At 64.7% G+C, this 21,707-nt stretch carries 15 protein-coding genes; 7 read left to right on the top strand and 8 right to left on the bottom strand.

Going from position 1 to position 21,707, the window contains the following annotated elements; all coding sequences use genetic code 11:
• Nucleotide 1: 1 nt before the first annotated feature.
• Entirely contained in the window at nt 2-1,453 is a 1,452-nt protein-coding gene (locus tag OKW43_RS05645; RefSeq protein ID WP_429445757.1) for a bifunctional 2-methylcitrate dehydratase/aconitate hydratase, read from the top strand.
• Nucleotides 1,454-1,495: 42 nt separating this feature from the next.
• Nucleotides 1,496-4,210 (top strand): aconitate hydratase AcnA, encoded by a 2,715-nt coding sequence (acnA, locus tag OKW43_RS05650; protein WP_429445759.1) that lies wholly within the window; start codon nt 1,496-1,498, stop codon nt 4,208-4,210.
• 136 nt (nt 4,211-4,346) lie between these two features.
• On the opposite strand, the gene OKW43_RS05655 is transcribed toward acnA, so the two are convergent.
• Together OKW43_RS05655 and OKW43_RS05660 are read right to left on the bottom strand one after the other, a co-directional pair.
• A complete protein-coding gene (locus OKW43_RS05655; RefSeq protein WP_429445761.1) occupies nt 4,347-8,081 on the bottom strand; it encodes a DUF748 domain-containing protein in 3,735 nt (1,244 codons plus the stop codon).
• A gap of 214 nt (nt 8,082-8,295) precedes the next feature.
• Nucleotides 8,296-9,714, bottom strand: coding sequence for a DUF1254 domain-containing protein (locus tag OKW43_RS05660; RefSeq protein WP_429445763.1), 1,419 nt, complete (start codon nt 9,712-9,714; stop codon nt 8,296-8,298).
• A gap of 240 nt (nt 9,715-9,954) precedes the next feature.
• Here OKW43_RS05660 and OKW43_RS05665 point away from each other — a divergent pair, with 240 nt between their 5' ends.
• Both OKW43_RS05665 and OKW43_RS05670 read left to right on the top strand, forming a co-directional pair.
• Nucleotides 9,955-10,602 carry an FMN-binding negative transcriptional regulator gene (locus tag OKW43_RS05665; RefSeq protein ID WP_429445765.1) on the top strand — a complete coding sequence of 216 codons (648 nt, stop codon included), beginning with the start codon at nt 9,955-9,957 and terminating at the stop codon, nt 10,600-10,602.
• 95 nt (nt 10,603-10,697) lie between these two features.
• Complete coding sequence (locus tag OKW43_RS05670) at nt 10,698-13,358, top strand: heavy metal translocating P-type ATPase (RefSeq protein WP_429445767.1); 2,661 nt, start codon at nt 10,698-10,700, stop codon at nt 13,356-13,358.
• Nucleotides 13,359-13,406: 48 nt separating this feature from the next.
• Here the strand turns inward: OKW43_RS05670 and OKW43_RS05675 are convergent, their stop codons facing one another.
• Nucleotides 13,407-14,060 carry a glutathione S-transferase family protein gene (locus tag OKW43_RS05675; protein ID WP_429447334.1) on the bottom strand — a complete coding sequence of 218 codons (654 nt, stop codon included), beginning with the start codon at nt 14,058-14,060 and terminating at the stop codon, nt 13,407-13,409.
• 237 nt (nt 14,061-14,297) lie between these two features.
• Here OKW43_RS05675 and OKW43_RS05680 point away from each other — a divergent pair, with 237 nt between their 5' ends.
• On the top strand, nt 14,298-15,749 hold the full coding sequence (locus OKW43_RS05680) for a polyhydroxyalkanoate depolymerase (RefSeq protein ID WP_187635490.1): 1,452 nt from the start codon (nt 14,298-14,300) through the stop codon (nt 15,747-15,749).
• 28 nt (nt 15,750-15,777) lie between these two features.
• Here the strand turns inward: OKW43_RS05680 and OKW43_RS05685 are convergent, their stop codons facing one another.
• The 5 genes from OKW43_RS05685 to OKW43_RS05705 form a co-directional block, all read right to left on the bottom strand.
• On the bottom strand, nt 15,778-16,200 hold the full coding sequence (locus tag OKW43_RS05685) for a cupin domain-containing protein (RefSeq protein ID WP_187635489.1): 423 nt from the start codon (nt 16,198-16,200) through the stop codon (nt 15,778-15,780).
• Between the two features lie 109 nt (nt 16,201-16,309).
• Nucleotides 16,310-16,921, bottom strand: coding sequence for a flavin reductase family protein (locus tag OKW43_RS05690; RefSeq protein WP_187635488.1), 612 nt, complete (start codon nt 16,919-16,921; stop codon nt 16,310-16,312).
• A 153-nt stretch (nt 16,922-17,074) separates the two neighbouring features.
• A complete protein-coding gene (locus OKW43_RS05695) occupies nt 17,075-17,389 on the bottom strand; it encodes a hypothetical protein (protein ID WP_187635487.1) in 315 nt (104 codons plus the stop codon).
• 495 nt (nt 17,390-17,884) lie between these two features.
• Nucleotides 17,885-18,043, bottom strand: a complete 159-nt coding sequence (locus OKW43_RS05700) for a hypothetical protein (RefSeq protein WP_162842048.1) — start codon at nt 18,041-18,043, stop codon at nt 17,885-17,887.
• A gap of 161 nt (nt 18,044-18,204) precedes the next feature.
• Nucleotides 18,205-19,551 (bottom strand): hypothetical protein, encoded by a 1,347-nt coding sequence (locus OKW43_RS05705; RefSeq protein WP_429445772.1) that lies wholly within the window; start codon nt 19,549-19,551, stop codon nt 18,205-18,207.
• A 410-nt stretch (nt 19,552-19,961) separates the two neighbouring features.
• Between OKW43_RS05705 and OKW43_RS05710 the strand changes: the two genes are divergently transcribed.
• Nucleotides 19,962-21,104, top strand: a complete 1,143-nt coding sequence (locus OKW43_RS05710; protein WP_429445774.1) for an AGE family epimerase/isomerase — start codon at nt 19,962-19,964, stop codon at nt 21,102-21,104.
• Between the two features lie 290 nt (nt 21,105-21,394).
• Complete coding sequence (locus tag OKW43_RS05715; protein ID WP_018424088.1) at nt 21,395-21,598, top strand: cold-shock protein; 204 nt, start codon at nt 21,395-21,397, stop codon at nt 21,596-21,598.
• Nucleotides 21,599-21,707 lie beyond the last annotated feature (109 nt).

Below are 21,707 nucleotides of genomic sequence, written 5' to 3' on the forward strand. Positions count from 1 at the left end.
GATGTCCGCCCCGATCTCCAACGTACGACCCGCCCCGGACGCCGTCCTGGTCGATATCGTCGACTACGTGCTGGACTACCGGATCGACAGCGCGCTCGCGCTGGAAACCGCGCGTCATTGCCTGATTGACACGCTCGGTTGCGGACTCGAGGCGCTTACCTACCCAGCCTGCACCAAGCTGATGGGACCGATCGTGGCAGGCACGATCGTCCCCAACGGCGCAAAGGTGCCGGGCACTTCGTTCCAGCTGGACCCGGTTCAGGCCGCCTTCAACATCGGCGCGATGATCCGCTGGCTCGATTTCAACGACACCTGGCTGGCCGCAGAATGGGGTCATCCGTCGGATAACCTCGGCGGCATTCTCGCGACGGCCGACTGGCTCTCGCGCACCGCCGTCGCAGCGGGCAAAGCGCCGCTGACGATGAAAAACGTCCTGATCGCAATGGTCAAGGCGCACGAAATTCAAGGCTGCATCGCGCTCCAGAACTCGTTCAACCAGGTCGGGCTCGATCATGTGCTGCTCGTCAAGCTTGCGTCGACCGCGGTGGTCGGCCAGCTGATCGGCCTCACGCGCGACGAGCTGATCAACGCGGTATCGCAGGCGCTCGTCGATGGGCAGGCGCTGCGCACCTATCGCCATGCGCCGAACACCGGGTCACGCAAATCGTGGGCCGCCGGCGACGCGACCTCGCGCGCCGTGCGCCTCGCGCTGATATCGAAGACCGGCGAGATGGGCTATCCGTCGGTGCTCAGCGCGAAAACGTGGGGCTTCTACGACGTGCTGTTCAACGGCAAGGCGTTCCGGTTCCAGCGTCCGTACGGCTCGTACGTGATGGAAAACGTCCTCTTCAAGATCTCGTTTCCAGCCGAGTTCCATGCGCAAACCGCCGTGGAAGCCGCGCTCGCGCTGCATGCGCAGCTCGCCGCGCAGGGCCGGCGCGTCGACGACATTCGCCGCATCACGATTCGCACGCACGAAGCCGCGATTCGCATCATCGATAAAAAGGGACCCCTGAACAATCCGGCCGACCGTGATCATTGCATCCAGTACATGATCGCGGTGCCGCTGATTTTCGGCCGTCTGACGGCTGCCGATTACGAAGATCGGGTTGCGCAAGATGCGCGTATCGATGCGTTGCGCGCGAAGATGGAATGCGTCGAAGACGCGCAGTTCACGAAGGATTATCACGACCCGGACAAGCGTTCGATCGCCAACGCACTGACGATCGAATTCAACGACGGGTCGAAGTTTGGTGAAGTCGTAGTCGAATACCCGATCGGTCACAAGCGCCGTCGTGAAAACGGTATTCCGTTGCTGGTCGAGAAGTTCAAGACCAACCTCGCGCGGCGCTTTCCGGTTAAGCAGCAACTGGCGATTCTCGACGTATCGCTCGACCAGGCCAAGCTCGAAGCGACGCCGGTCAATGAATACGTTGATCTGTACGTTATCTAGGTTGAGTACTGTAGTTCCGCGATCCAAACCAAGGAAAACACCATGGCCCACAACCTCCACAAAACGCTCAAGGAATTCGACAGCGGTTCCGGCAAAGGCAAGTTCTACTCCCTGCCGCAGCTCGGCAAGGCACTGAACCTCAAGATCGACCGCCTGCCGGTCTCGATCCGAATCGTGCTGGAATCGGTGCTGCGCAACTACGACGGCAAGAAGGTCGGCGAAGAACACATCAAGCAACTCGCGAACTGGAAGCCGACCGCCGCGCGGGTCGACGAAATTCCGTTCGTCGTGTCGCGCGTCGTGCTGCAGGACTTCACCGGCGTGCCGCTGCTCGCCGACATCGCCGCGATGCGCGGCGTCGCGAAGGCCGTCGGCAAAAACCCGAAATCGATCGAGCCGCTCGTGCCGGTCGATCTCGTCGTCGACCACTCGGTACAGGTCGACCACTTCCGCGAGAAGAACGCGCTCGACCTGAACATGAAGCTGGAATTCCAGCGCAACAATGAGCGCTACCAGTTCATGAAGTGGGGCATGCAGGCGTTCGACACGTTTAAGGTCGTGCCGCCGGGCGTCGGCATCGTTCACCAGGTGAACCTCGAATACCTCGCGCGCGGCGTGCACAAGAAGGCCGATGGCGCGGACACCGTGTACTACCCGGATTCGCTGGTCGGCACGGACAGCCACACGACGATGATCAACGGCATCGGCGTGGTCGGCTGGGGCGTGGGCGGGATCGAAGCCGAAGCAGGCATGCTCGGCCAGCCGGTGTACTTCCTGACGCCGGACGTCGTCGGTGTGCACCTGAAGGGCAAGCTGATCGAAGGCGTGACGGCGACCGACCTCGTGCTGACGATCACCGAACTGCTGCGCAAGGAGAAGGTCGTCGGCAAGTTCGTCGAGTTCTTCGGCAAAGGCACGCGCTCGCTGTCGGTGCCGGACCGTGCGACGATCGGCAACATGGCGCCGGAATACGGCGCAACAATGGGCTTCTTCCCGGTCGACGAAAAAACCATCGACTTCTTCCGCGGCACGGGCCGCACGGACGCGGAAATCTCCGCGTTTGAAAACTACTTCAAGGCGCAGCAGCTGTTCGGCATTCCGGGCGAAGGCGACATCGACTACACGAAGGTCGTCACGCTGGATCTCGCCACGGTCGCGCCGTCGCTGGCAGGCCCGAAGCGTCCGCAGGACCGCATCGAGATCGGCCACGTGAAGTCGACCTTCACGGACCTGTTCTCGAAGCCGGTCGCTGAAAACGGCTTTGCGAAGAAGGCCGCCGATCTCGACGCGCAATACACGACCAGCAACGGCGTCGACGTCAAGAACGGCGACGTGCTGATCGCCGCGATCACGTCGTGCACGAACACGTCGAACCCGAGCGTGCTGCTGGCCGCCGGTCTGCTCGCGAAGAAGGCTGTCGAGGCTGGCCTGACGGTCGCTCCGCACATCAAGACTTCGCTCGCTCCGGGCTCGCGCATCGTCACCGAGTACCTGACGAAAACCGACCTGCTGAAGTACCTCGACAAGCTCGGTTTCACGCTGGCCGCTTACGGCTGCACGACCTGTATCGGTAACTCGGGTGACCTGACGCCGGAACTGAACGAAGCGATCACGAAGAACGACATCGTCGCGGCAGCGGTGCTGTCGGGCAACCGTAACTTCGAAGCGCGCATTCACCCGAACATTCGCGCGAACTTCCTCGCGTCGCCGCCGCTCGTCGTCGCGTACGCGATCGCCGGCAACATCACGCGCGACCTGATGACCGAGCCGGTCGGCAAGGGCAAGAGCGGCAAGGACATCTACCTCGGTGACATCTGGCCGACCAGCGAAGAAGTCAACGCGCTGCTGAAGTACGCGCTGGATGCCGACGCGTTCCGCAAGAACTACTCCCAGCTCACGAAGAAGGGCGACCTGTGGAGCAAGATCGAGGGCGAAGTAGGTCAGGTCTACGACTGGCCGAAGTCGACCTACATCGCCGAGCCGCCGTTCTTCGGCAAGGACTTCTCGATGACGCCGGCTTCCAGCATCGCGCCGGTCAAGGGCGCACGCGCACTGGGCATCTTCGGTGACTCGGTCACGACCGACCACATCAGCCCGGCAGGCTCGATCAAGGAAGACTCGCCGGCAGGCCGCTGGCTGAAGGAAAACGGCGTGCAGAAGGCCGACTTCAACAGCTACGGCTCGCGCCGCGGCAACCACGACGTGATGATGCGCGGCACGTTCGCGAACGTGCGCATCAAGAACCTGATGATCCCGGCGAAAGCGGATGGCTCGCGCGTCGAAGGCGGCCTGACGATTCACCAGCCGAGCGGCGAACAGCTGTCGATTTACGACGCGGCAATGAAGTACATCGACGCCGACACGCCGACCATCGTGTTCGCGGGCGAAGAGTACGGCACGGGTTCGTCGCGCGACTGGGCGGCCAAGGGTACGCAACTGCTGGGCGTGAGGGCCGTGGTCGCACGCAGCTTCGAGCGGATCCACCGTTCGAACCTCGTCGGCATGGGCGTTTTGCCGCTGCAGTTCAAGGGCTCCGATAGTGTGCAGTCGCTCGGCATCACCGGCGAAGAAACTTACGACATCGAAGGCCTCGGCGACGACTTCAAGCCGCAACAGGAAGTCACACTCGTGATCCACGGCAAGGACGGCGACAAGCGGGTTCCGGTGCTGCTGCGTATCGACACGCCGATCGAAGTCGACTACTACAAGCACGGCGGGATTCTGCCGTTCGTGCTGCGCTCGCTGCTGGCTGCTTAAGCCCGGAGGCAACGCATACAGCCTGGCCGTTTTGCAGGGGCTGCGTCCTGTGGAGGGCGCAGCCGACTTTGAAGCCCGACCTCAGGTCGGGCTTTTTTTTCGGCTCACGTCACGGCTCGCGCAATGCAATCACCCCTCACTTCAAGCCGAAATCGACCCGCGTCGTCGCACCCTTGTCCTTGATGTCGTCGGCATTCATCTTCGGCGCGACGATAAACACACGGCTGCTGTCGACCTTGCCTTGCAGGTACTGTTGCACGCTCTGCGCGCGTTGCTGCGCGAGTTGCCGCAGGCTCGCGTCGTCGATCGGTGCGTTGGCCGCGAGCGCGCCCTTCATGTCGTCGTCGGGCAGCGTCTTCGTCATGCCGATGAAGTTGCGCGGCTTCTTGAAGTCGGAGGACTTGTAGGCCTTGGTCAGATATTTGTCGTACTCCTGCTGATCGACCGTGACCGTCGACAGATCGACGCTCTCGCCGTTGCCGACCGCGTCCTTGATCTTCTGCCGCTTGACCATCTGATCGACGTACCGCGTGCGCAGCGCCGGCTCATCGACCTTCGGATCGACGCGTCCGATCAAGTCCATGCGGATCGACGGCTTGTCGGCGAGCGCCTTCACGATCGTGTCGAGCTTCTGCTGGTCGGCGTCGGTGAGCGTGGCCGAGCCTGCCTCGAATTCGACGTAGCCGAGTTCCTCGCCATTGCCGCCGAACGCGTGCGCGATCAGCGAGAACGGCGCGGTCACCGCCTTTTCGAGCAGACTGAGCACCGCATGCCAGATCAGCCCGCCGATGCTGAACTCGGGGTTCGACAGCGAGCCCGACACCGGCAGGTTCACGTCGATCTCGCCCCGCGAGTTCTTCAGCAGCGAGATCGCGAAACGCACCGGCAGCTTGGTCGCTGTGTCGTTGTCGACGTGATCGCCGAACGTCAGCTGATCGATGAACAGGTGGTTGTTCGCGTTCAGTTGGTCGTTCTCGAGCTTGTAATGCAGATCGACGTTGAGCTTGCCCTTCGTGATCGGATAGCCGGCGTACTTCGCCGAATACGGCGTCAGGTTCGTCAGCTCGATATCGTGCGCGGTCGCGGTCAGATCGAGCGCCGGTTTCGCGATCAGCGGATTGACGGTGCCGCGGATCGTCAGGGGACCGTTGGCCGCGAGCTTCGCGGCGACGTCGACCGGCGCGGGCGTCGTTGATTCCGTACCGAACGCGCCGATCGTGCCCTGGATGGCGACCAGATTCGCCGTGTAGTTCGGCTTGACGAAGTTGTCGGTGTAGGTGACGCGGCCCTGTTGCAACACCAGTTGCCCGAAGTGCAGCTTGACCGGGCTGTGCGGCGGCGTCGCGGCCTTGGCCGTGGCCATAGGTGTGGCGGCAGCCTTGCCCGGCGTTGCAGCGGATGCCGCGACCGGCGCCGATGCCGCGACTGCTTCCGAGACCGCCGGCGGTGTCAGCGGAATCGGGGGCGTGCCGCCCTCGTGCGCGACCACATCCTTCAGGTTCAGCTTGCCTTGCGGGTCGAGCAGCACACGTCCATAGAACTTCGAGAACGTCACACGGCCCGTGTCGACCACGGTGCCGTGCTCGTCGTAGTCGGCCTTCAGGTTCGACAGCGCGAGCGAGCCCCAGCCCGCGAACGGGGCCGACGTCACCTTATCGATCAAGCGCACGGCGACGAGCGCCATGTCGCCGCGATAGTTCGCTTTCAGCGACTTCGCCTGGGTGACCGCAAGATCGCCGTTGGCATTCAGCAGCGCGCTCGCGAGCGTCGCGTTCAGGTTGCTGCCGAAGTACGGCTCGAACGCGGCCGCGTCGAGCTGGTTTGCGTTGATCTTGACCGCCAGCTTCAACGGCGTCGCGGTCACGTCGCCCTTCACGGCGAGCGTGCCCTTTTTGTTCAACGTCGCTTGCAGGTCGACCGGCAGCGGACGGCTCAGGTCGTCGCTGATCTGCCGCACCTTGAGCTGCACCGGCGTAAAGCTCAGTTTGACCGGTTGCGGCGTGGTGTTGTCGGTGAAATCGGCGGTCGCGTCTTTGAGCGTCAATTCGCCGATCTTGTAGCGCCATGCGGGGCCCTCTTCGTGCGCTTTCTTCGCCGCGTGAATCGCCGTTCGCTCTGTCGCCTGTTGATGCGCCTCCGCGAGCGCGCTCAGATTGATGCTGCCGTCCTTCAGGCGCTGCGCGTCGAGCGCGAGGCCGGTTACGTCGACGCTCGTCACGTCGGCCGTGCGCGCCGCGACGTCGACCTGCTTGACCACCACGTTGCCCTGCGCGAGCGCGACCACCGGCGTCTTATCGCCGCGCGCCGCGAGCTTCACCGCCTGCATGCCCAGTTGCGTGTCCGCGACCGTCAGCGCCATCGGCGACTTCGACCAGTTCGCGTCGATATTCGTCGTCGCGGACAGCGCGCCGTCGAGCACCTGTGCGGACATCGCGGTGTCGAGATACGGCTGCAACGGCGGCAGCTTCAGCGACTTCAGGTCGAGCTTCACGCTCGCCGTCTTCGTCGCGAGGCCGACCGTGCCGTCGGCCGCGAGCGAACCCGCGCCGTCCTTCAGGTTCGTGTTCAGCGTGTAGTGCGCGGGCGTCGACGCGAGCGTCGAGAAATCGGTCAGCGTGACGGCGAGGTTTTGCAGACCGGTTTCGACTGGATGCGACACGGCTTCGTCGTGCACGTTCACCGTGCCGTCGTCGAGTGTGAAACGTTTGATCGCGACGTCGAACGGCGGGACCGCTTTGGCGGCGGCTGTTTTGGCGTTGGCATTCGCATCCGCCGCTTCTTGTGCCGCCGTTTTTTTCGCCGCGGACGCGAACATATGCTCGACGCTCAATACGCCGTCCTTGTCGCGCGCGAGACTCGCGCTCGGCGCGTCGATGCGGATATCGTCGAAGTGATAGACGCTCTTCAACGGTTCGAGCGATGCCGCCGCCACATGCACGGCGCGCGCCGCGAAAAACGGCGCCTTGCCTTGATCCTGCACGTTGACGTCGTTCAGATCGACGGTGCCGGCGACGCGCAGCGACGGCGTGTCGTTCGACATCTCGAAGTTCAGCTTCAGGTCGGTGGACAGCTTGCCCGACTGCACGATCACCGGCAGCTTCGACGGCGCGTAGGACACCAGCTTCGGCACGTCGAGCTCGTCGAAGCGCAGCGACACTTCCGACTCGCGCGACGCCGCGAACGGCTTGGTCCTGCCGTCGATCGCGAGCTGACTGTCGCCGTCGATGCGCGCGCGCAGCAGCGGCTCGACGAAGATATCGGTCTTCGACGGCAGAGTCGCGATGAACGGGATGCCGAGCTTCCATTGATCGATCACGTGGCTCGTGCCGAGCAGGCGGTCGTCGAACCTGATCTGGCCGTTTTCGATGCGAATGTTGGAGACAGCGAACTGTGTCGGCTTGCTGTTCGGTTTTGCCGGCTGATTCGCGAACTTCTCGATCAGGTCGCTGAAATTGAAGTGCTGCGCATCGAGGCGAACGATATGAAGGCGCGGCGAATCGACCTGCACTTCGTCGACAATCGGCGCGCCGCGAAACAGCGAACTCCACGACGGCTTCACGATGAGCCGCGAAATATCGACGAAGTCCCCCGCGCCGCCGCGCTCGCCGATATGCACGTTATCGGCCTCGAAACGCAGTATGTACGGATTGAGCGCGATCCGGTCGATCGACGCGGGCCGGTCGAGCTGCTTGCTCAGTTGCTGGCTCGCGATGTGGCGAATCAGTGGCGGCGCCGCGAAAAAGCCGAGCAGGCCGAACACGACGACGAAGATCAGCAGACCCACGAGAATCCGTCGGGTACGGTGCGACTGCGCGACGGCTCGCACGGTCTGCATGGAGGAGACTAACGATGCTTTATTGAGGCTTGCCATGCTCGATCTGGAGGAATGCGGCGGCAAGCCCGCCGCGAAAAAACAGAAATCCCGCAAGCGGCAGTATAAGTCGTGAATCAATGGTTAGACAGGAATGTCAGGCCCTATCTGACGATTCGTGCTGCTGACCGATTCGCACTTCTGCGATGGAGATTTTCGCGAGCGTTAGATAACGACACCGGACGGCGCGCGGTTTGCCCGCGCGCCGTTCACATCATTGCCGCACGACCGGCGGCGGCTGCCAGCTGCCGTCGGTGGCTTGCGGCTTCGGCGCATACAGGCGCAGCACCAGCTGCATGTCCGCGCGCGGTGCCGGCAGCCAATTGCCGGTCCGGCTGCGCGTCGACGACACGACCACGTCGAGCGAACCATCGCGATTGCGGCGCGCGCCATTGCGATCGCCGACCGCGAGCCGCGCCGGCGCATTCGCGCTCAGCGCGCCATCCTTCGTGTATGCGGTGATCGTCCAGAAGCCGTGCACCGGCGGCAACCGGTTCGCCGCGAAGTGGATCACGTAGCGATTCGCGCCGTTCAGCGTGTTGCCGTCGCTGTCCTGCGTGACGACCGCTCGTACTTCGTCGTCCTTCGTACCGATGCCCAACTGCATGCTGGCCGCGTACGCGCGCAGCCCATAGTCGGGACCATAGTTGCCGACGGCGTCGCCGAACCAGCTCCAGCCGTTCGCGCTCAGCAGATTCGATGGCGGTGTCGCGACGCGATCGCGACCGTCGGCAAGACCGGCCGCGAGCGCATCGGAAGACTTCGGCAGCGTCACTGGATCGCCCGGAATGACGCCGAGGTCGGCGAGGAATTTGAGCGCGTGCGGATCGGCCGGTGCCGGCGGATTGTCGGGCAACTCGTCAGCAAGACGGCCGAAGAAGCCGCTCGCGTCGAGCGCGGCGACCTGCTGCGCCGGCGTGCCGCTCGCGCCCGCGACGCCGCTTGCGTAACCGCGCGTCGGCACCGCCGGCTGCACATCGCCGACGAACACGCTCAACGGCTGCAGACGGATCGCGTGTTGCAGCTTGCGCACCGCGTTCAGATCGCGCGCGCCGTTCGACTGGATGCGCACACTGATCCATGCGTTGCGGGTCGGCACTTCCACGCGCGTCGCGCCCTTCGGCAACTCGCCTTTCCAGCCTGGTGCGACGAACGCGATCGTCTGCGCGCGCAGACCTTTCGCGGCGCTCGTGCCCGTGGCGAACTGCGGCCCGGTCGACCACGCGACGTTGGTCCACATGTCGAGCACGCGCGCATCGACGTAACGGCCATGCGAGTCGGGTAGCGCCAGGATCACCGGCTCGGCGGCAAGGTCAAGCCAGCCGGTCGAGTCGAGCGTGTCGAGGCCAGGCTGCGGCGGGTTGGTCGCGCCGATCGGCGGCAGCGCCTGCGTGTGACGCAGCGTGTTGACAGGCGCCTGGCCCGGCTCGGTGCCGACCGCCGCATCGCGCGCGGCGCTCATCAGCACGAGCGGATAGCCGAAGACGTACGAGTCGGCGACTTCGTCCTTGATCCAGCCGGTGCTTTGTCGCGTCGCGGTGGGGGTCGACGTGCAGCTGGCCAGCAGTGCGAGACCCGCGAGCGATGCGCAGGTTCGTTGAAGTAAAAACAGTTCTCGGCGATTTTTTATCATTCGTTCAGAGTGCGGAACGTGCAGTCCTATGGGAAATGCCGGTGTGCAGCGCCAGGTGCATGCGCGGTTCTCCCGAAACACTGCGCAGCGATTCCGCGGATTGCGATTCCGACAACATCGCGTTGTATCGTATCCTTGCTAACCGGGCAAGCACAAGGCAGGAATTGTGGCTGGCAGCGCGATCCGCCAGCTTGCCGAATCGCCCCCACTGTTTCGTCGTCCTGCATTCGGAGCGCTTCAATGTACACGCCCGCCCATTTCGAAGAGAACCGTCCAGAGGTTCTTCACCGCCTGATCGCCGAGCAGCCGTTCGGCGCGCTGATCACGAACGGCCCCAATGGGCTCGACGCGAATCATGTGCCGTTCGAGGCGCAGGCGGACGCGGCGGATTCGTCACGTCTGGTGCTGCGTGCGCACGTCGCGCGGGCAAACCCGGTCTGGCAGGAAGCCGCGACCCATCCCGAAGCGCTCGTGATCTTCCAGGGGCCGACCGCCTATATTTCGCCGACCTGGTACCCGAGCAAACACGAAACGCACCAGCAGGTGCCGACCTACAACTATATGGTCGTGCATGCGCATGGCAGGATTGTGGTGCACGACGATGAATCGTTCGTGCGCGGCCTCGTCGCGCGACTCACGCGCAAGATGGAAGCCGGCGAGCCGGTGCCCTGGAAGATCGGCGACGCGCCGGCCGACTATATCGCGCAGATGCTCGGCGCGATCGTCGGTATCGAAATCGAGGTGACGCGGCTCGTCGGTAAATGGAAGCTAGGGCAAAACAAGGCGGCGGAAGACCGGCGCGGCGCGGCGCAAACGCTGCTCGCGCGCGACAGCGATCAACAGAAGGCGGTGGGACAGGCAATGCTCGATGCACCGCCGGCGTTTTGACGGCAGCCGCATCATCCGGCCTTGACCTTCCCGTCATGGGAAGGTCAATACTCGATTGACGATGCGGCCCAATGCCGCCACGAGCCTCGCCTGCCATGACCGAACTTGCCAACCCGCAGCACCCCGCCGACGCTGCCGCCTCCTCTTCGCCCACGTGCGTCGTCGAACTCGAGATCGACGGGATGACTTGTGCATCGTGCGCGAGCCGCGTCGAAAAAGCGCTGACCAGGCTGCCGGGAGTGGCGCGCGCGTCGGTGAATCTCGCGACCGAACGCGCCCGCGTCGAAAGCGACGCGACGCTCGGGCCTCAGCAACTGGCCGATGCCGTGCGCAAGGCCGGATACGAAGCGACGCCGATCGCGAAGGCCGATATGGCCGCGCAAACCGCGACGCAAACCGTGACGCAAACCGTGACGCAAGCCGCGACACCCGCCGCCACGCCACGAACCACTGAACTGGCGATCGGCGGCATGACCTGCGCCGCCTGCGCGTTGCGCGTCGAAAAAGCGCTCGCGAAGGTACCTGGCGTCGCGCGCGCGTCGGTCAATCTGGCGACCGAAACCGCCACCGTTCATCCGCAAAACACCGCATCCGCCGATGCCAGCGCGCTGATCGCCGCCGTCAGGAAAGCCGGCTACGAAGCGACGCTAAGCGCGCCGCCCGCTCCTGTCGCCCCTGCCGATGCGGCGGCAGCCACCGCCCCGACCGGCTACGTCGGCGGCATCCTCGACACGACGCACAGCCGCGCCGTCGACCGCAAGCAGACACAAACCCGCCGCGAGCTCGCGAGCGTCGTCGCGTCCGCGCTGCTGACGCTGCCGCTCGTCGCACCGATGTTCGGCGAATGGTTCGGCCTCCACGCGATGCTGCCGCCGTGGCCGCAGTTCGTACTCGCGTCGATCGTGCAGTTCGTGTTCGGCGCGCGCTTCTATCGCGCCGCCTGGCGCGCGGTGCGCGCTGGCGCGGGCAACATGGACCTGCTGGTCGCGCTCGGCACATCGGCGGCGTACGGCATTAGCGTCTACGAACTCGCGATGCATCCGGGCGATACGATGCATCTGTACTTCGAGGCATCGGCGGTCGTGATTACGCTGGTGCGCTTCGGCAAATGGCTCGAGGCGCGCGCGAAGCGCCAGACCACCGACGCGATCCGCGCGCTCAACGCGCTGCGCCCCGAGCGCGCGCGCATCCGCGACGGCGCCGGCGAACGCGAGGTGCCGCTCGCCCAAGTGCGGGTCGGCACCGTCGTGATCGTGCGGCCGGGCGAGCGCGTGCCGGTCGACGGCGCGGTGCTCGAAGGCCGCACGCATATCGACGAAGCGCTGATCACCGGCGAAAGCCTGCCGGTGCCGAAGCAGACCGGCGACGCCGTCACGGCCGGCTCGATCAACGGCGAAGGCGCGCTCGTCGTGACGACCACTGCGATCGGCGCGGAGACGACGCTCGCCCGCATCATCCGGCTCGTCGAAAGCGCGCAGGCCGAGAAGGCGCCGATCCAGCGGCTCGTCGACCGCGTCAGCGAAGTCTTCGTGCCGGCGATTCTCGCGCTCGCCGCAGTGACGCTGATCGGCTGGCTGCTTGCCGGCGCGAGCGGGGAAACCGCGATCCTGAACGCGGTCGCGGTGCTGGTGATCGCCTGCCCGTGCGCGCTCGGACTCGCGACGCCGGCCGCGATCATGGCCGGCACCGGCGTCGCCGCGCGCCACGGCGTGCTGATCAAGGACGCGCAAGCGCTGGAGATCGCGCATCGCGTGTCGATCGTCGCGTTCGACAAGACCGGCACGCTGACACTCGGCCAGCCATCCGTAACGGCGTTCGAGCCGGTCGGCGGCGTGAGCCGCGACGAAGCGCTCGCGCTCGCCGCGGCGGTGCAGCGGCATAGCGATCATCCGCTGGCGCGGGCGGTGGTGCGCGCATACGAAGCTCAACTCGGGCAAACGGCCGGCGCGGACAGTGGCGGGCTCAGCGCCAGCGCCGCTCGCGCTGTCGCCGGCCGGGGCGTCGAAGCCGACGTCGACGGCCGCACGCTCGCGCTCGGCAGCACGCGCTGGCTGCGCGAGCTCGACATCGCGCTGCCGACCGCGCTCACCGACCGCGCGCAGGAACTCGAAACGGCCGGCAACACGGTGTCGTGGCTGATGAAGCGCGCGCCTCACGCCCCCGAAGCGCTCGCGCTGATCGCGTTCGGCGACACGGTGAAGCCGAGCGCGCGCGCGGCCGTCGCGCGGCTCGCGCAGATGGGCATCCGCAGCGTGCTCGTCACCGGCGACAACCGCGGCAGTGCGGCGAGCGTCGCGCGAGCGCTCGGCATCGATGAATACCACGCCGAGGTGCTGCCCGACGACAAGGCCCGCGTGATGCGCGACCTGAAGATGCGCCACGCCGGTATCGTCGCGATGGCGGGCGACGGCATCAACGACGCGCCCGCGCTCGCCGCCGCCGACATCGGCATCGCGATGGCGAGCGGCACCGACGTCGCCATGCACGCCGCCGGCATCACGCTGATGCGCGGCGACCCGGCGCTCGTCGCCGACGCGATCGACATCTCGCGCAGAACCTGGCGCAAGATCCAGCAGAACCTGTTCTGGGCATTCGTGTACAACCTGATCGGCATTCCGCTGGCCGCGTTCGGCTTGCTGAATCCGATGCTCGCGGGCGCGGCGATGGCGTTTTCCAGCGTCAGCGTCGTCACGAATGCGCTGCTGCTGCGGACATGGCGAAACGCGCGCCGCCGAACCGTCGATCAGGTGCGCTGAGCAACGCAAGAAGACCCTTCCTGTTGCGCCCGCTTTCAGCCGCCGCGCTCAGAACTCGACGTCGAGTTCGTCGATCTCCTCCACCTCCTGACGCGCGAGCGCTATCCACTCACGCATCTCGGGCAGCGCCATGATCCGCTCCCCGTATTCGGCGATATCCGGATCGAGTTGCACGTCATAGGTCACGAAACGCGTGACCACCGGCGCGTACATCGCGTCCGCCGCGGTACGCTCGCCGAACAGGAACGGGCCGCCGTACTCCTTCAGGCATTCGCGCCAGATCGTCACGATTCGCTCGATATCGGATTGCGCGCGCGCCCAGACCTTGAAGCCCGGGAAGTGCGCCTTCAGATTCATCGGCAATGCCGAGCGCAACGACGCAAACCCCGAATGCATCTCGCCGCAGATCGAGCGGCAATGCGCACGAGCGCGGACCTCCTGCGGCAACAGCGCCGCTTTCGGCTTCACTTCGTTCAGATATTCGGCGATCGCCAGCGTGTCCCAGACCTTGACGTCGTCGTGCGCGAGGCACGGCACGAGAATCGACGGCGATAGCAGCAGCAGTTCGGCGCGCGTCGCGGGATCGTCGACCGGTACCACGATCTCTTCGAACGGCAAACCGCTGAATTTCGTCAGCAGCCAGCCGCGCAGCGACCACGACGAATAATTCCTGCTGCTGATGGTGAGCGTGGTATTCGCCATACGTGTGTCCTCCTGATCGGGCATCGCGCCGCGCCTGGCCGGTCCATGCACGCCGCCGTGCGTCAGGGCACCAAAGCGCGGCAAGGCCGGCCCGTTTCGCTTACCCATGCAAGGGATATGCCGATGCCCGCACATATGCTGCGAATGCAGTCACACGCGAAGCAACGCGCGCAAGGGCCTGGCGCATCACTTGCTTTTATTCGGGTTCCTTTCTTTCCGGTGCATTCGTGTGAAGTTATGAATCTGTTCGCCTATTCCGGCTATCAGGCCTGTGCCGACATGCTGCTGCCGATGCGGCATGGCGCGTCGCTGGCGAACCGTTCGCTCGATACGTGGTCCGCATTCGCGGATACGCCGCACGGACGCTCGCTGCGCGCGGCCTGCGAACTGCTTATGCTCGGCGCACTCACGCCGAAGCGGCCGCCGTTCGGCATCGACAGCATCGTCACGGAAGGCGAGCCGGTCGCGGTGGTCGAGGAAGTCGTCGCGCGCACGCCGTTCTGCTCGCTGCTGCATTTTCGCAAGGACACCGTGCTTTCGACGCCGCAGCCGCGCGTGCTGATGATCGCGCCGATGTCGGGCCACTTCGCGACGCTGCTGCGCGCGACCGTGCGCACGATGCTGGCCGAGCACGACGTCTACATCACCGACTGGCACAATCCGCGCGACGTACCGCTCGGCGAAGGCCGCTTCGGCTTCGACGAATTCGTGCGCCACGTGATCGACTTCACCGCGCGGATCGGGTCCGGCACGCATCTGCTGGCGGTTTGCCAGCCGACCGTCGCGGCGCTCGCCGCCGTCGCGCTGATGGCCGCCGACGATCATCCGGCGCAGCCGGCCAGCATGACGCTGATGGCCGGCCCGATCGACACGCGGATCAATCCGACGCGCGTCAACGAACTGGCCAAGAGCCGGCCGATCGAGTGGTTCGAGCGCAACCTGATCAGCGCGGTGCCGTTCGGCTTCGCCGGTGCGCAGCGTCGCGTCTATCCGGGCTTCGTGCAACTGGCCGCGTTCATGTCGATGAATCCGGGACGCCACGCCGATTCGTTCGAAACGATGTACTACGAGCGCGGCAAGGGCGATCCGCAGAAAGCCGATACGATTCGTACCTTCTACGAAGAATACTTCGCGACGATGGATCTGACGGCCGACTTCTATCTGGAAACCGTCGCCACGGTGTTCCAGCAGCATGCGCTGCCGTCGCGCACGCTCGAAGTGGAGGGGCATCTGGTGGATCCCTCGAACATACGTCGCACCGCTCTGCTGACCGTTGAGGGTGAAAGGGACGATATCTGCGCGGTCGGTCAGACGCTCGCCGCGCAGGACATGTGCGAGCGCCTGCGGCCGTATCTGAAGACGCATCATGTGCAAACGGGCGTCGGTCACTACGGCGTGTTCAGCGGACGTCGCTGGGAGCAGCACATTTATCCGCGCGTGCGGGCCGTGATTTACGACAACGAACCGCGCGCGGTGATCGTCAGTTCGCGCGCGCGTCCGATCCAGCCGGTGCCAGCGGCGACCGCGGCGGAAGTCACGCCGGCCGCGCCAGTTGCGGCCTCCGTTGTCGAGGTGGAAGTGGAAACTCGCGCAAGCGGGAGCGGGGGCGGAAGCGGCACCGGCAACAGGGGCGCCGCGGCAAAACCGCCCGCGCGGTCCTCGCGCAGACGGCCGCCCACGACGCGCTGAGCGCCCGCCGTCCCATCAAATCGTCGCGTCACGCCCAGGGCGCCGGAGCTGGCACCGCGCACGGCGGGTCGGCGTCGATCGATCTGAAATCGGCCGGCGACACGATCTCCAGGTACTCCATGTCTTCCGAATAGTCGAACAGATAATGGACGATGCCCGGCGCCTGATGCACGCAATCGCCGGCCGCGACGAGCGTCTCCTTGTGGCCGTACATGAAACGAGCCCAGCCCTTCAGCATGATCACAATGTGGAAATCGGCCTCATGACGGTGCCAGCCGGTGCCTTGCTCTGGTGCCTGATTCGCCTTGACGAGTTGCGCGAGCACCTTGCCGCCAGTCGCCTCGGCTATCCCCAGATCACGGTAAAGGAAAAAATCGCGCAGACCGTGACCCACGTACGACGTGTCGTGCGGACGGATATGGCTGAACTGCGTGGCGAATGGCGTGGACATGATCGCGCTCCAGGAAGGTGAGCCGGCATCGCAACCGGCGCGGTGGAGCGCCGGTTGCAAGCATCAAGCAGGCCAGTGGAGCGAATCAGCGAAGCTATTGAGGGCGAGTTCAGGCAGTCGGCCGGATCATTTGGAACATCTCGCCGATCTGCGCATAGTCGGCGCGATAACCCGCGCGCATGATCGGCTGCGCGGCGTGCGTGTCGAACAGGCCGTCCTTCAGATAGGCGTCGTCGATATGCACGCCGACCACCTGACCGAGCGACAGGTAGTTGTCCATCGGCTTGCCGTCGACGTCATGCAGACGCACGATCTGCAGCAGCTTGCATTCGAGCGCGGCCGGCGATTCGGCGACGTGCGGCACCGCGACGTTGCGGCCCGGCGCGGGCGTGAGCCCGGCCAGTGCGAACTCGTCGACGTGCGGCGCGACCGGCGCCGACGAGCGGTTCATCTGCTCGGCGAGCGGCCGGGTGGCGAGATTCCACACGAATTCGCCGGTCGCCTCGATGTTGGCGAGGCTGTCCTTGCGGCCCTCGCTGCAAAAACCGATGATCGGCGGAAAAGTCGCGAACGCGCCGAAAAAGCTGTAGGGCGCCAGATTGAGCGTGCCTTCGGCACTGCGCGACGAAATCCAGCCGATCAGCCGTGGCGCGACGATCGCCTTGAAAGGATCATGCGGCAGGCCGTGACCGGCGGCGGGGTCGTAGAAGTAGTGAGACATGACGTGGCTTGGGGTTCGGTTGGGTTTCGCTTGCGACTCGTGTGTCAATTAGCGCGAAAAGCGGCGGAGAAGCAGGCACTGTACCCAATGCGACGAAGCCGGCCTTCCCGTGAGGGCAGACCGGCTTCGTGGACTCACGCCGTCAGGCGCGCATTAGTAGCGCTGCGGCGGCGGCCGGTGATCGTCGCGATCGTCGCCGCGGTGGTGCGGATCGTAGTCGCGCGGATGATGGCGCATCCACTCGTCGTGCGCCCAGTAGCGGTGGCCGTCCCAGTAACGATCGCCGTGCCAGCCGGTGTTGATCGACACGCCCGCCGGCATCATGCGCGGTTGACCGTGTACGACCGGAGCCGGGCCGTTTTCGATGATCACGCGCTCTTGCGCGAATGCGCTACCGGCCGCGACGAGTGCGCCGCCCGCGAGCAGCGTTGCAATAAGCGAGCGCGATGCGTTGCCAAAAGTTTTCATGATGACCTCCCGTCAAAGTTTTATTCCAGGCCGGCGTCCGGGTTTTGCTGGGGTCACGCGATTTGCTTCGTTCGCTTCGCTTGTGAGCCGAACCAGACGCCGCACGCTTGAGACCAACCTTAGTGGCCGGAGTCGCCTGAAGACGTGAGCACTTGTAAGCGAGGATTTCATACATCGGGACGGATGATGGAGGCCCGGATTCGTTTTCGAGCCTCATTCAACAAGGCTTACGGGGCGACGCCTTCATTTGCTTCGCTGAATCAACGTGAACGCTGGTTACATTCATTTCTGGCCCGAAATATTTCGCAGGGAATCGGACGGACCAGGAGTGCCCAGCGCTGACATGCCCTTCTGATTGCGAAATGGTGCATCGCGATAACAGCGTCCAAAAAAACAAAGCCACGATTCGTATTTCGCGAATAGTGGCTCGGTGGAAAGCGCACCCGAGGTGCGCGCCCGGCGCGTTGTCTCGCGCTCGGGACGGTGCTGCTGGTGTTAGTCCGTCAGCTTGATGCCGAACAGCGTGGCCTGCGCGCGGCGCACCCGCTCGGCTTCACGCGCACGCGCTGCGTACGAATAGTCCGAATCCAGCGGCAGATGGGGCGACGCAAAGAGGTCGCTGACCTTTTGGAACAGTGCAAAGATGTAGCTCATGGCGACTCCCGGTTAGTGACTGCATTGCTAGGGTTTTCCCTTAGTTGTGATTATACGGGTTTCCCCTAGGCAAAAGCTAGTGCAATGCAGCAAATTTTCGTGCGACGGGCCGTCGCCATCTCGTTGAGCAGGCATTTGTTGCGTTGCAACAACGCCCCGATTCAGCGATTGGACGGACGGCCGTGCGGAGCGCGGGCGTGTCTCGCGTGCGTCGGCATCGCGCCGGGCTGTCGGGACGCGGTGGGAGTCGTCGCGGCGGGCGTCGAGGCGGCAGTCGCTGTCGCCGTCGCAACCATCGCCGTGTGCGCGTCGAGCAGACTCACCATCGCCGCCTGCTGGTTCTGCATCATCTGTTCGATGCGGTGTTGCTGAGCCGTCGTCTCGCGAGTGAGGCGCATCAGCAGCAGCGTCTGCGCAATGCCGATCGCCACTGTCGCCAGCAGCGCGCCGACCACGATCGACAGCATCCATTTCATGCGCCGCGAATGATCGGTCGCGGCACGACGTTGATCGGCGATCACGCCGTAGAGCGCATCGACGGTATCGGCGAACGCGGTGGCACGCGCAAGGTCGAGTTCCGGCTCCGAGCGAAGCGCAGCGTCGGCCGCATCGATGCGGCCCGCGTCACGCCACGAAGTGGCAAACCCGGCGTGGTTGTCTGCGGACGCGAACCGGGATGTCGTCAACGGCGCGGTCGTCGAGGGCTTGCCGTCCTGTTTCGCGGTTATAGGCTCTGTCGCGGCCGACGGGGTACGCGTCGCGGGCTCGTCGGTGGACCGGCTCCCGCCACTGCCGTCGGTCGCAGCGGACGTTGCAACCGGAGCCGCGGCCGCGTCGCGCGATGCCGTCGCCGCTTTCGCGAAGGTCGCGGCGAAACGCTGCTGTGGCTTGCCTGTGCCCGCCGTCGCTGCCGACTCCGCTTCAGCCGCCTGGCGCAGCGCGGTCACGCTGCGCGCGACGGTCGCCGCGGCCATCGCCGAACTGAGCGGCGCGGATGGCTCACGCGGCGTCGCCGTGGGTTTGGCGTCGGCGTTAGCTTCCGCGTTCGGCGCGGCATCGTCGGGGGTGCTGTTCACGCCTTCGTTTGTGCGCGCGCCAGCAGCCGCCATCACCGGCTCCCCACCAAACCCGCTCAACTGCTCGTTCACTGGCACCGGCGCATCCAGCTTCGCCGCACGCGGTGCGCGGCGCGCCGCCTTGTCGAGCGACGCGTGTTCTTCCAATGCGCCGACCGCCTGTAGCACCACGTCCGGCAATTCGAAGCCGTGCAGTGTGCCTTGGCGGACGTCGATGTTCATCGCCTCGAGCGTCGCGCGGGTCGGATCGTCAGGAAACAGGTCGAGCGTGCTGTGGTCGCGCGCGACGCTGCTCAGTTGCGCAAGGCGTTGCGCCGAGCGCGCGGCGCGCGCCAGCTTGTTTTCGGTTTCGGTGGAAACGGCACCCTCGCGCTGCTTCTTCGAAGCGACGCGCCGGGGTCTGTACTGCGGGGATGCTACGGAATCTGCCATAGAGAAATGAGCGGTCGTCGCCGGGAACCGGGCGCCGGATGCCGCTCGTCATTGCCATTGGAATATTTGGAGCCAGCATTGTCGCATGGCGCTTCGCCCGCGCCGAAGCCATTCCCCGACGATTTGCGCCCTTTCGAGCCTTTCCCGCGCACTCGCGCTTTTCACGACCTTGCGTCGTCGTCCCGGAACTTCGGCATGCGCGCAGATCGCTCAAGCACCTATCGCGTGATGCGACTGTCGGCCCTCATGGCGTCGACCATTTCGGATGCTTGGCCCAAGGTGCCAGCGCGAGGCGTTTGCTTTATGCTAGGCCGCACACCGTAGCGGCCTCGGCGAGCGGAATCCCGACCCGCAGCCCCTGAACCCTGCCTCGATACATTGCGCACGTTGCGCGCCCGAACCACCCGACCATGCCAAGTACGACCCCTCCCCCTGCTTCGACAACCACCGCCGCGACCGCGCTGCGCGAGCACTTCGCGAACGTGGTGCTGCCGATGTGGCGCGGGCCCGGTTTCAACCCAGCGTTGCAACTGCCCTACGAAGCGCTCGACGCCACAGGAGAACAGCCGCTGCCCGCGCAGCGCTATCGGGCGATGGCTTGCGCGCGACAGTTGTTCACGTATGCGCAAGCGGGCGACATGGAACACGCGCGCGCGCTGTTCGATTCGCTGACGCGTACATTTCGGGACGCCGACCACGGCGGCTGGTTCTACAGCGTCGACGCGCTCGGCGTGCCGCTCGACACGACCAAGGACCTCTACACGCACGCGTTCATCGTGTTCGCGTGCGCGGAATACGCACGGCGCTCCGACAACCCCGACGCGCTGAAGCTCGTGCACAGCACGACCGCGCTGATCCAGTCGAACTTCGCGGCCGACGGCGATCTGTTCAACGCGGCGCTCAACGTCGATTTTTCGAAGGTCACCGGCACGCCGCTGCAGAATCCGCTGATGCACCTGACCGAAGCGTGGCTCGCCGCCAGCGAAGCGACGCGCGACAACCTATTCGGTGCCGCGTTGCGGCGGCTCGCTGGCGCGGTCGCGCGACATTTCGTGCATGCGCCGAGCGGCTGCATCGCCGAATTGCCGATCGGCGCGAGCGGCAATCGTCTGGAGCCGGGACATCAGTTCGAGTGGTATTGGCTGGTCAGGCAGGCGGGCGCGCTGTTCGACGGTACCGGGCTCACCGAAGCGCTGGCGCGCGCCTTCAACTTCGCGCGGCAGCATGGCGTGGACCCGGACAGCGGCGGCGTGTGCGCATCGCTCGACGAAGCTGGCCAGGTCAGCGACGCGACCCAGCGGATCTGGGCGCAGACGGAATACCTGCGCGCGCTCGCGTGTCACGACGATCCGGCGGTGCGTGCGGCGCTGCCGCAACAGATCGCGCGTTTTCAGCAATGCTTTTTGCATGAACACGGCTGGTTCGAATGCAAGACGTCGAGCGGCCACGTCGCGCGCGCCGATATGCCGTCAACCACGCCGTACCACCTGGTCTCCGCCTATGCGGCGCTGCCTTGGCCGCCGAATCGCGCGCAGGAACTTAGCGAAATTTGAGCCAGCGATAGTTGAAGTTGAGCGCTCGATCGTCTCAATAAGAAGCGATACGCATGACGCATCATCGCTGCGCGGTCGCGAGTAAAATCTACATCGCTGGTAAACCCTGCCGCAAAAAAGTTCTCGTCAGACGTTCTTAAAGCGCGAAAAAACATCAAAACCGGGGAATACCCGGATGCAGGTTGATTGGCGTCCGTCATAAAGACGTGATACAACTCTTCCCTCGCGCTCGCTCTTGCACTGAGCAAGTGCGGTCGCGATGCAATACACAACATTTATTTGGATTAAAAATGGCAACAGGTACTGTTAAGTGGTTTAACGATGCAAAGGGCTTTGGCTTCATCACCCCGGACGACGGCGGCGAAGACCTGTTTGCACACTTCTCGGAAATCCAGTCTTCGGGCTTCAAGTCCTTGCAGGAAAACCAGAAAGTGTCGTTCGAAGTCAAGCAAGGCCCGAAGGGCAAGCAGGCCGCAAACATCCAGCCGGTCTAAGTTCCTTCGGGTACTTTGAGACAGACTTGGACGTTACGATAGGCGCCTCTACAGACCCTTGCGTCTAATGCAAAATGGCTCGCTTTACGCGGGCCATTTTCTATTTCTG

Source organism: Paraburkholderia sp. WC7.3g (assembly GCF_050436345.1).
Taxonomy (GTDB): domain Bacteria; phylum Pseudomonadota; class Gammaproteobacteria; order Burkholderiales; family Burkholderiaceae; genus Paraburkholderia; species Paraburkholderia podalyriae.

Bases quoted from the DNA above. Each gene is read 5' to 3' on its own strand.
- OKW43_RS05670 (WP_429445767.1), top strand. From the start codon at position 10,698: ATGACCGAACTTGCCAACCCGCAGCACCCCGCCGACGCTGCCGCCTCC.
- OKW43_RS05690 (WP_187635488.1), bottom strand. From the start codon at position 16,921: ATGTCTCACTACTTCTACGACCCCGCCGCCGGTCACGGCCTGCCGCAT.
- OKW43_RS05660 (WP_429445763.1), bottom strand. From the start codon at position 9,714: ATGATAAAAAATCGCCGAGAACTGTTTTTACTTCAACGAACCTGCGCA.
- OKW43_RS05715 (WP_018424088.1), top strand. From the start codon at position 21,395: ATGGCAACAGGTACTGTTAAGTGGTTTAACGATGCAAAGGGCTTTGGC.
- OKW43_RS05705 (WP_429445772.1), bottom strand. From the start codon at position 19,551: ATGGCAGATTCCGTAGCATCCCCGCAGTACAGACCCCGGCGCGTCGCT.
- OKW43_RS05655 (WP_429445761.1), bottom strand. From the start codon at position 8,081: ATGGCAAGCCTCAATAAAGCATCGTTAGTCTCCTCCATGCAGACCGTG.
- OKW43_RS05665 (WP_429445765.1), top strand. From the start codon at position 9,955: ATGTACACGCCCGCCCATTTCGAAGAGAACCGTCCAGAGGTTCTTCAC.
- OKW43_RS05710 (WP_429445774.1), top strand. From the start codon at position 19,962: ATGCCAAGTACGACCCCTCCCCCTGCTTCGACAACCACCGCCGCGACC.
- OKW43_RS05685 (WP_187635489.1), bottom strand. From the start codon at position 16,200: ATGTCCACGCCATTCGCCACGCAGTTCAGCCATATCCGTCCGCACGAC.
- OKW43_RS05680 (WP_187635490.1), top strand. From the start codon at position 14,298: ATGAATCTGTTCGCCTATTCCGGCTATCAGGCCTGTGCCGACATGCTG.
- OKW43_RS05645 (WP_429445757.1), top strand. From the start codon at position 2: ATGTCCGCCCCGATCTCCAACGTACGACCCGCCCCGGACGCCGTCCTG.
- acnA (WP_429445759.1), top strand. From the start codon at position 1,496: ATGGCCCACAACCTCCACAAAACGCTCAAGGAATTCGACAGCGGTTCC.
- OKW43_RS05695 (WP_187635487.1), bottom strand. From the start codon at position 17,389: ATGAAAACTTTTGGCAACGCATCGCGCTCGCTTATTGCAACGCTGCTC.
- OKW43_RS05675 (WP_429447334.1), bottom strand. From the start codon at position 14,060: ATGGCGAATACCACGCTCACCATCAGCAGCAGGAATTATTCGTCGTGG.
- OKW43_RS05700 (WP_162842048.1), bottom strand. From the start codon at position 18,043: ATGAGCTACATCTTTGCACTGTTCCAAAAGGTCAGCGACCTCTTTGCG.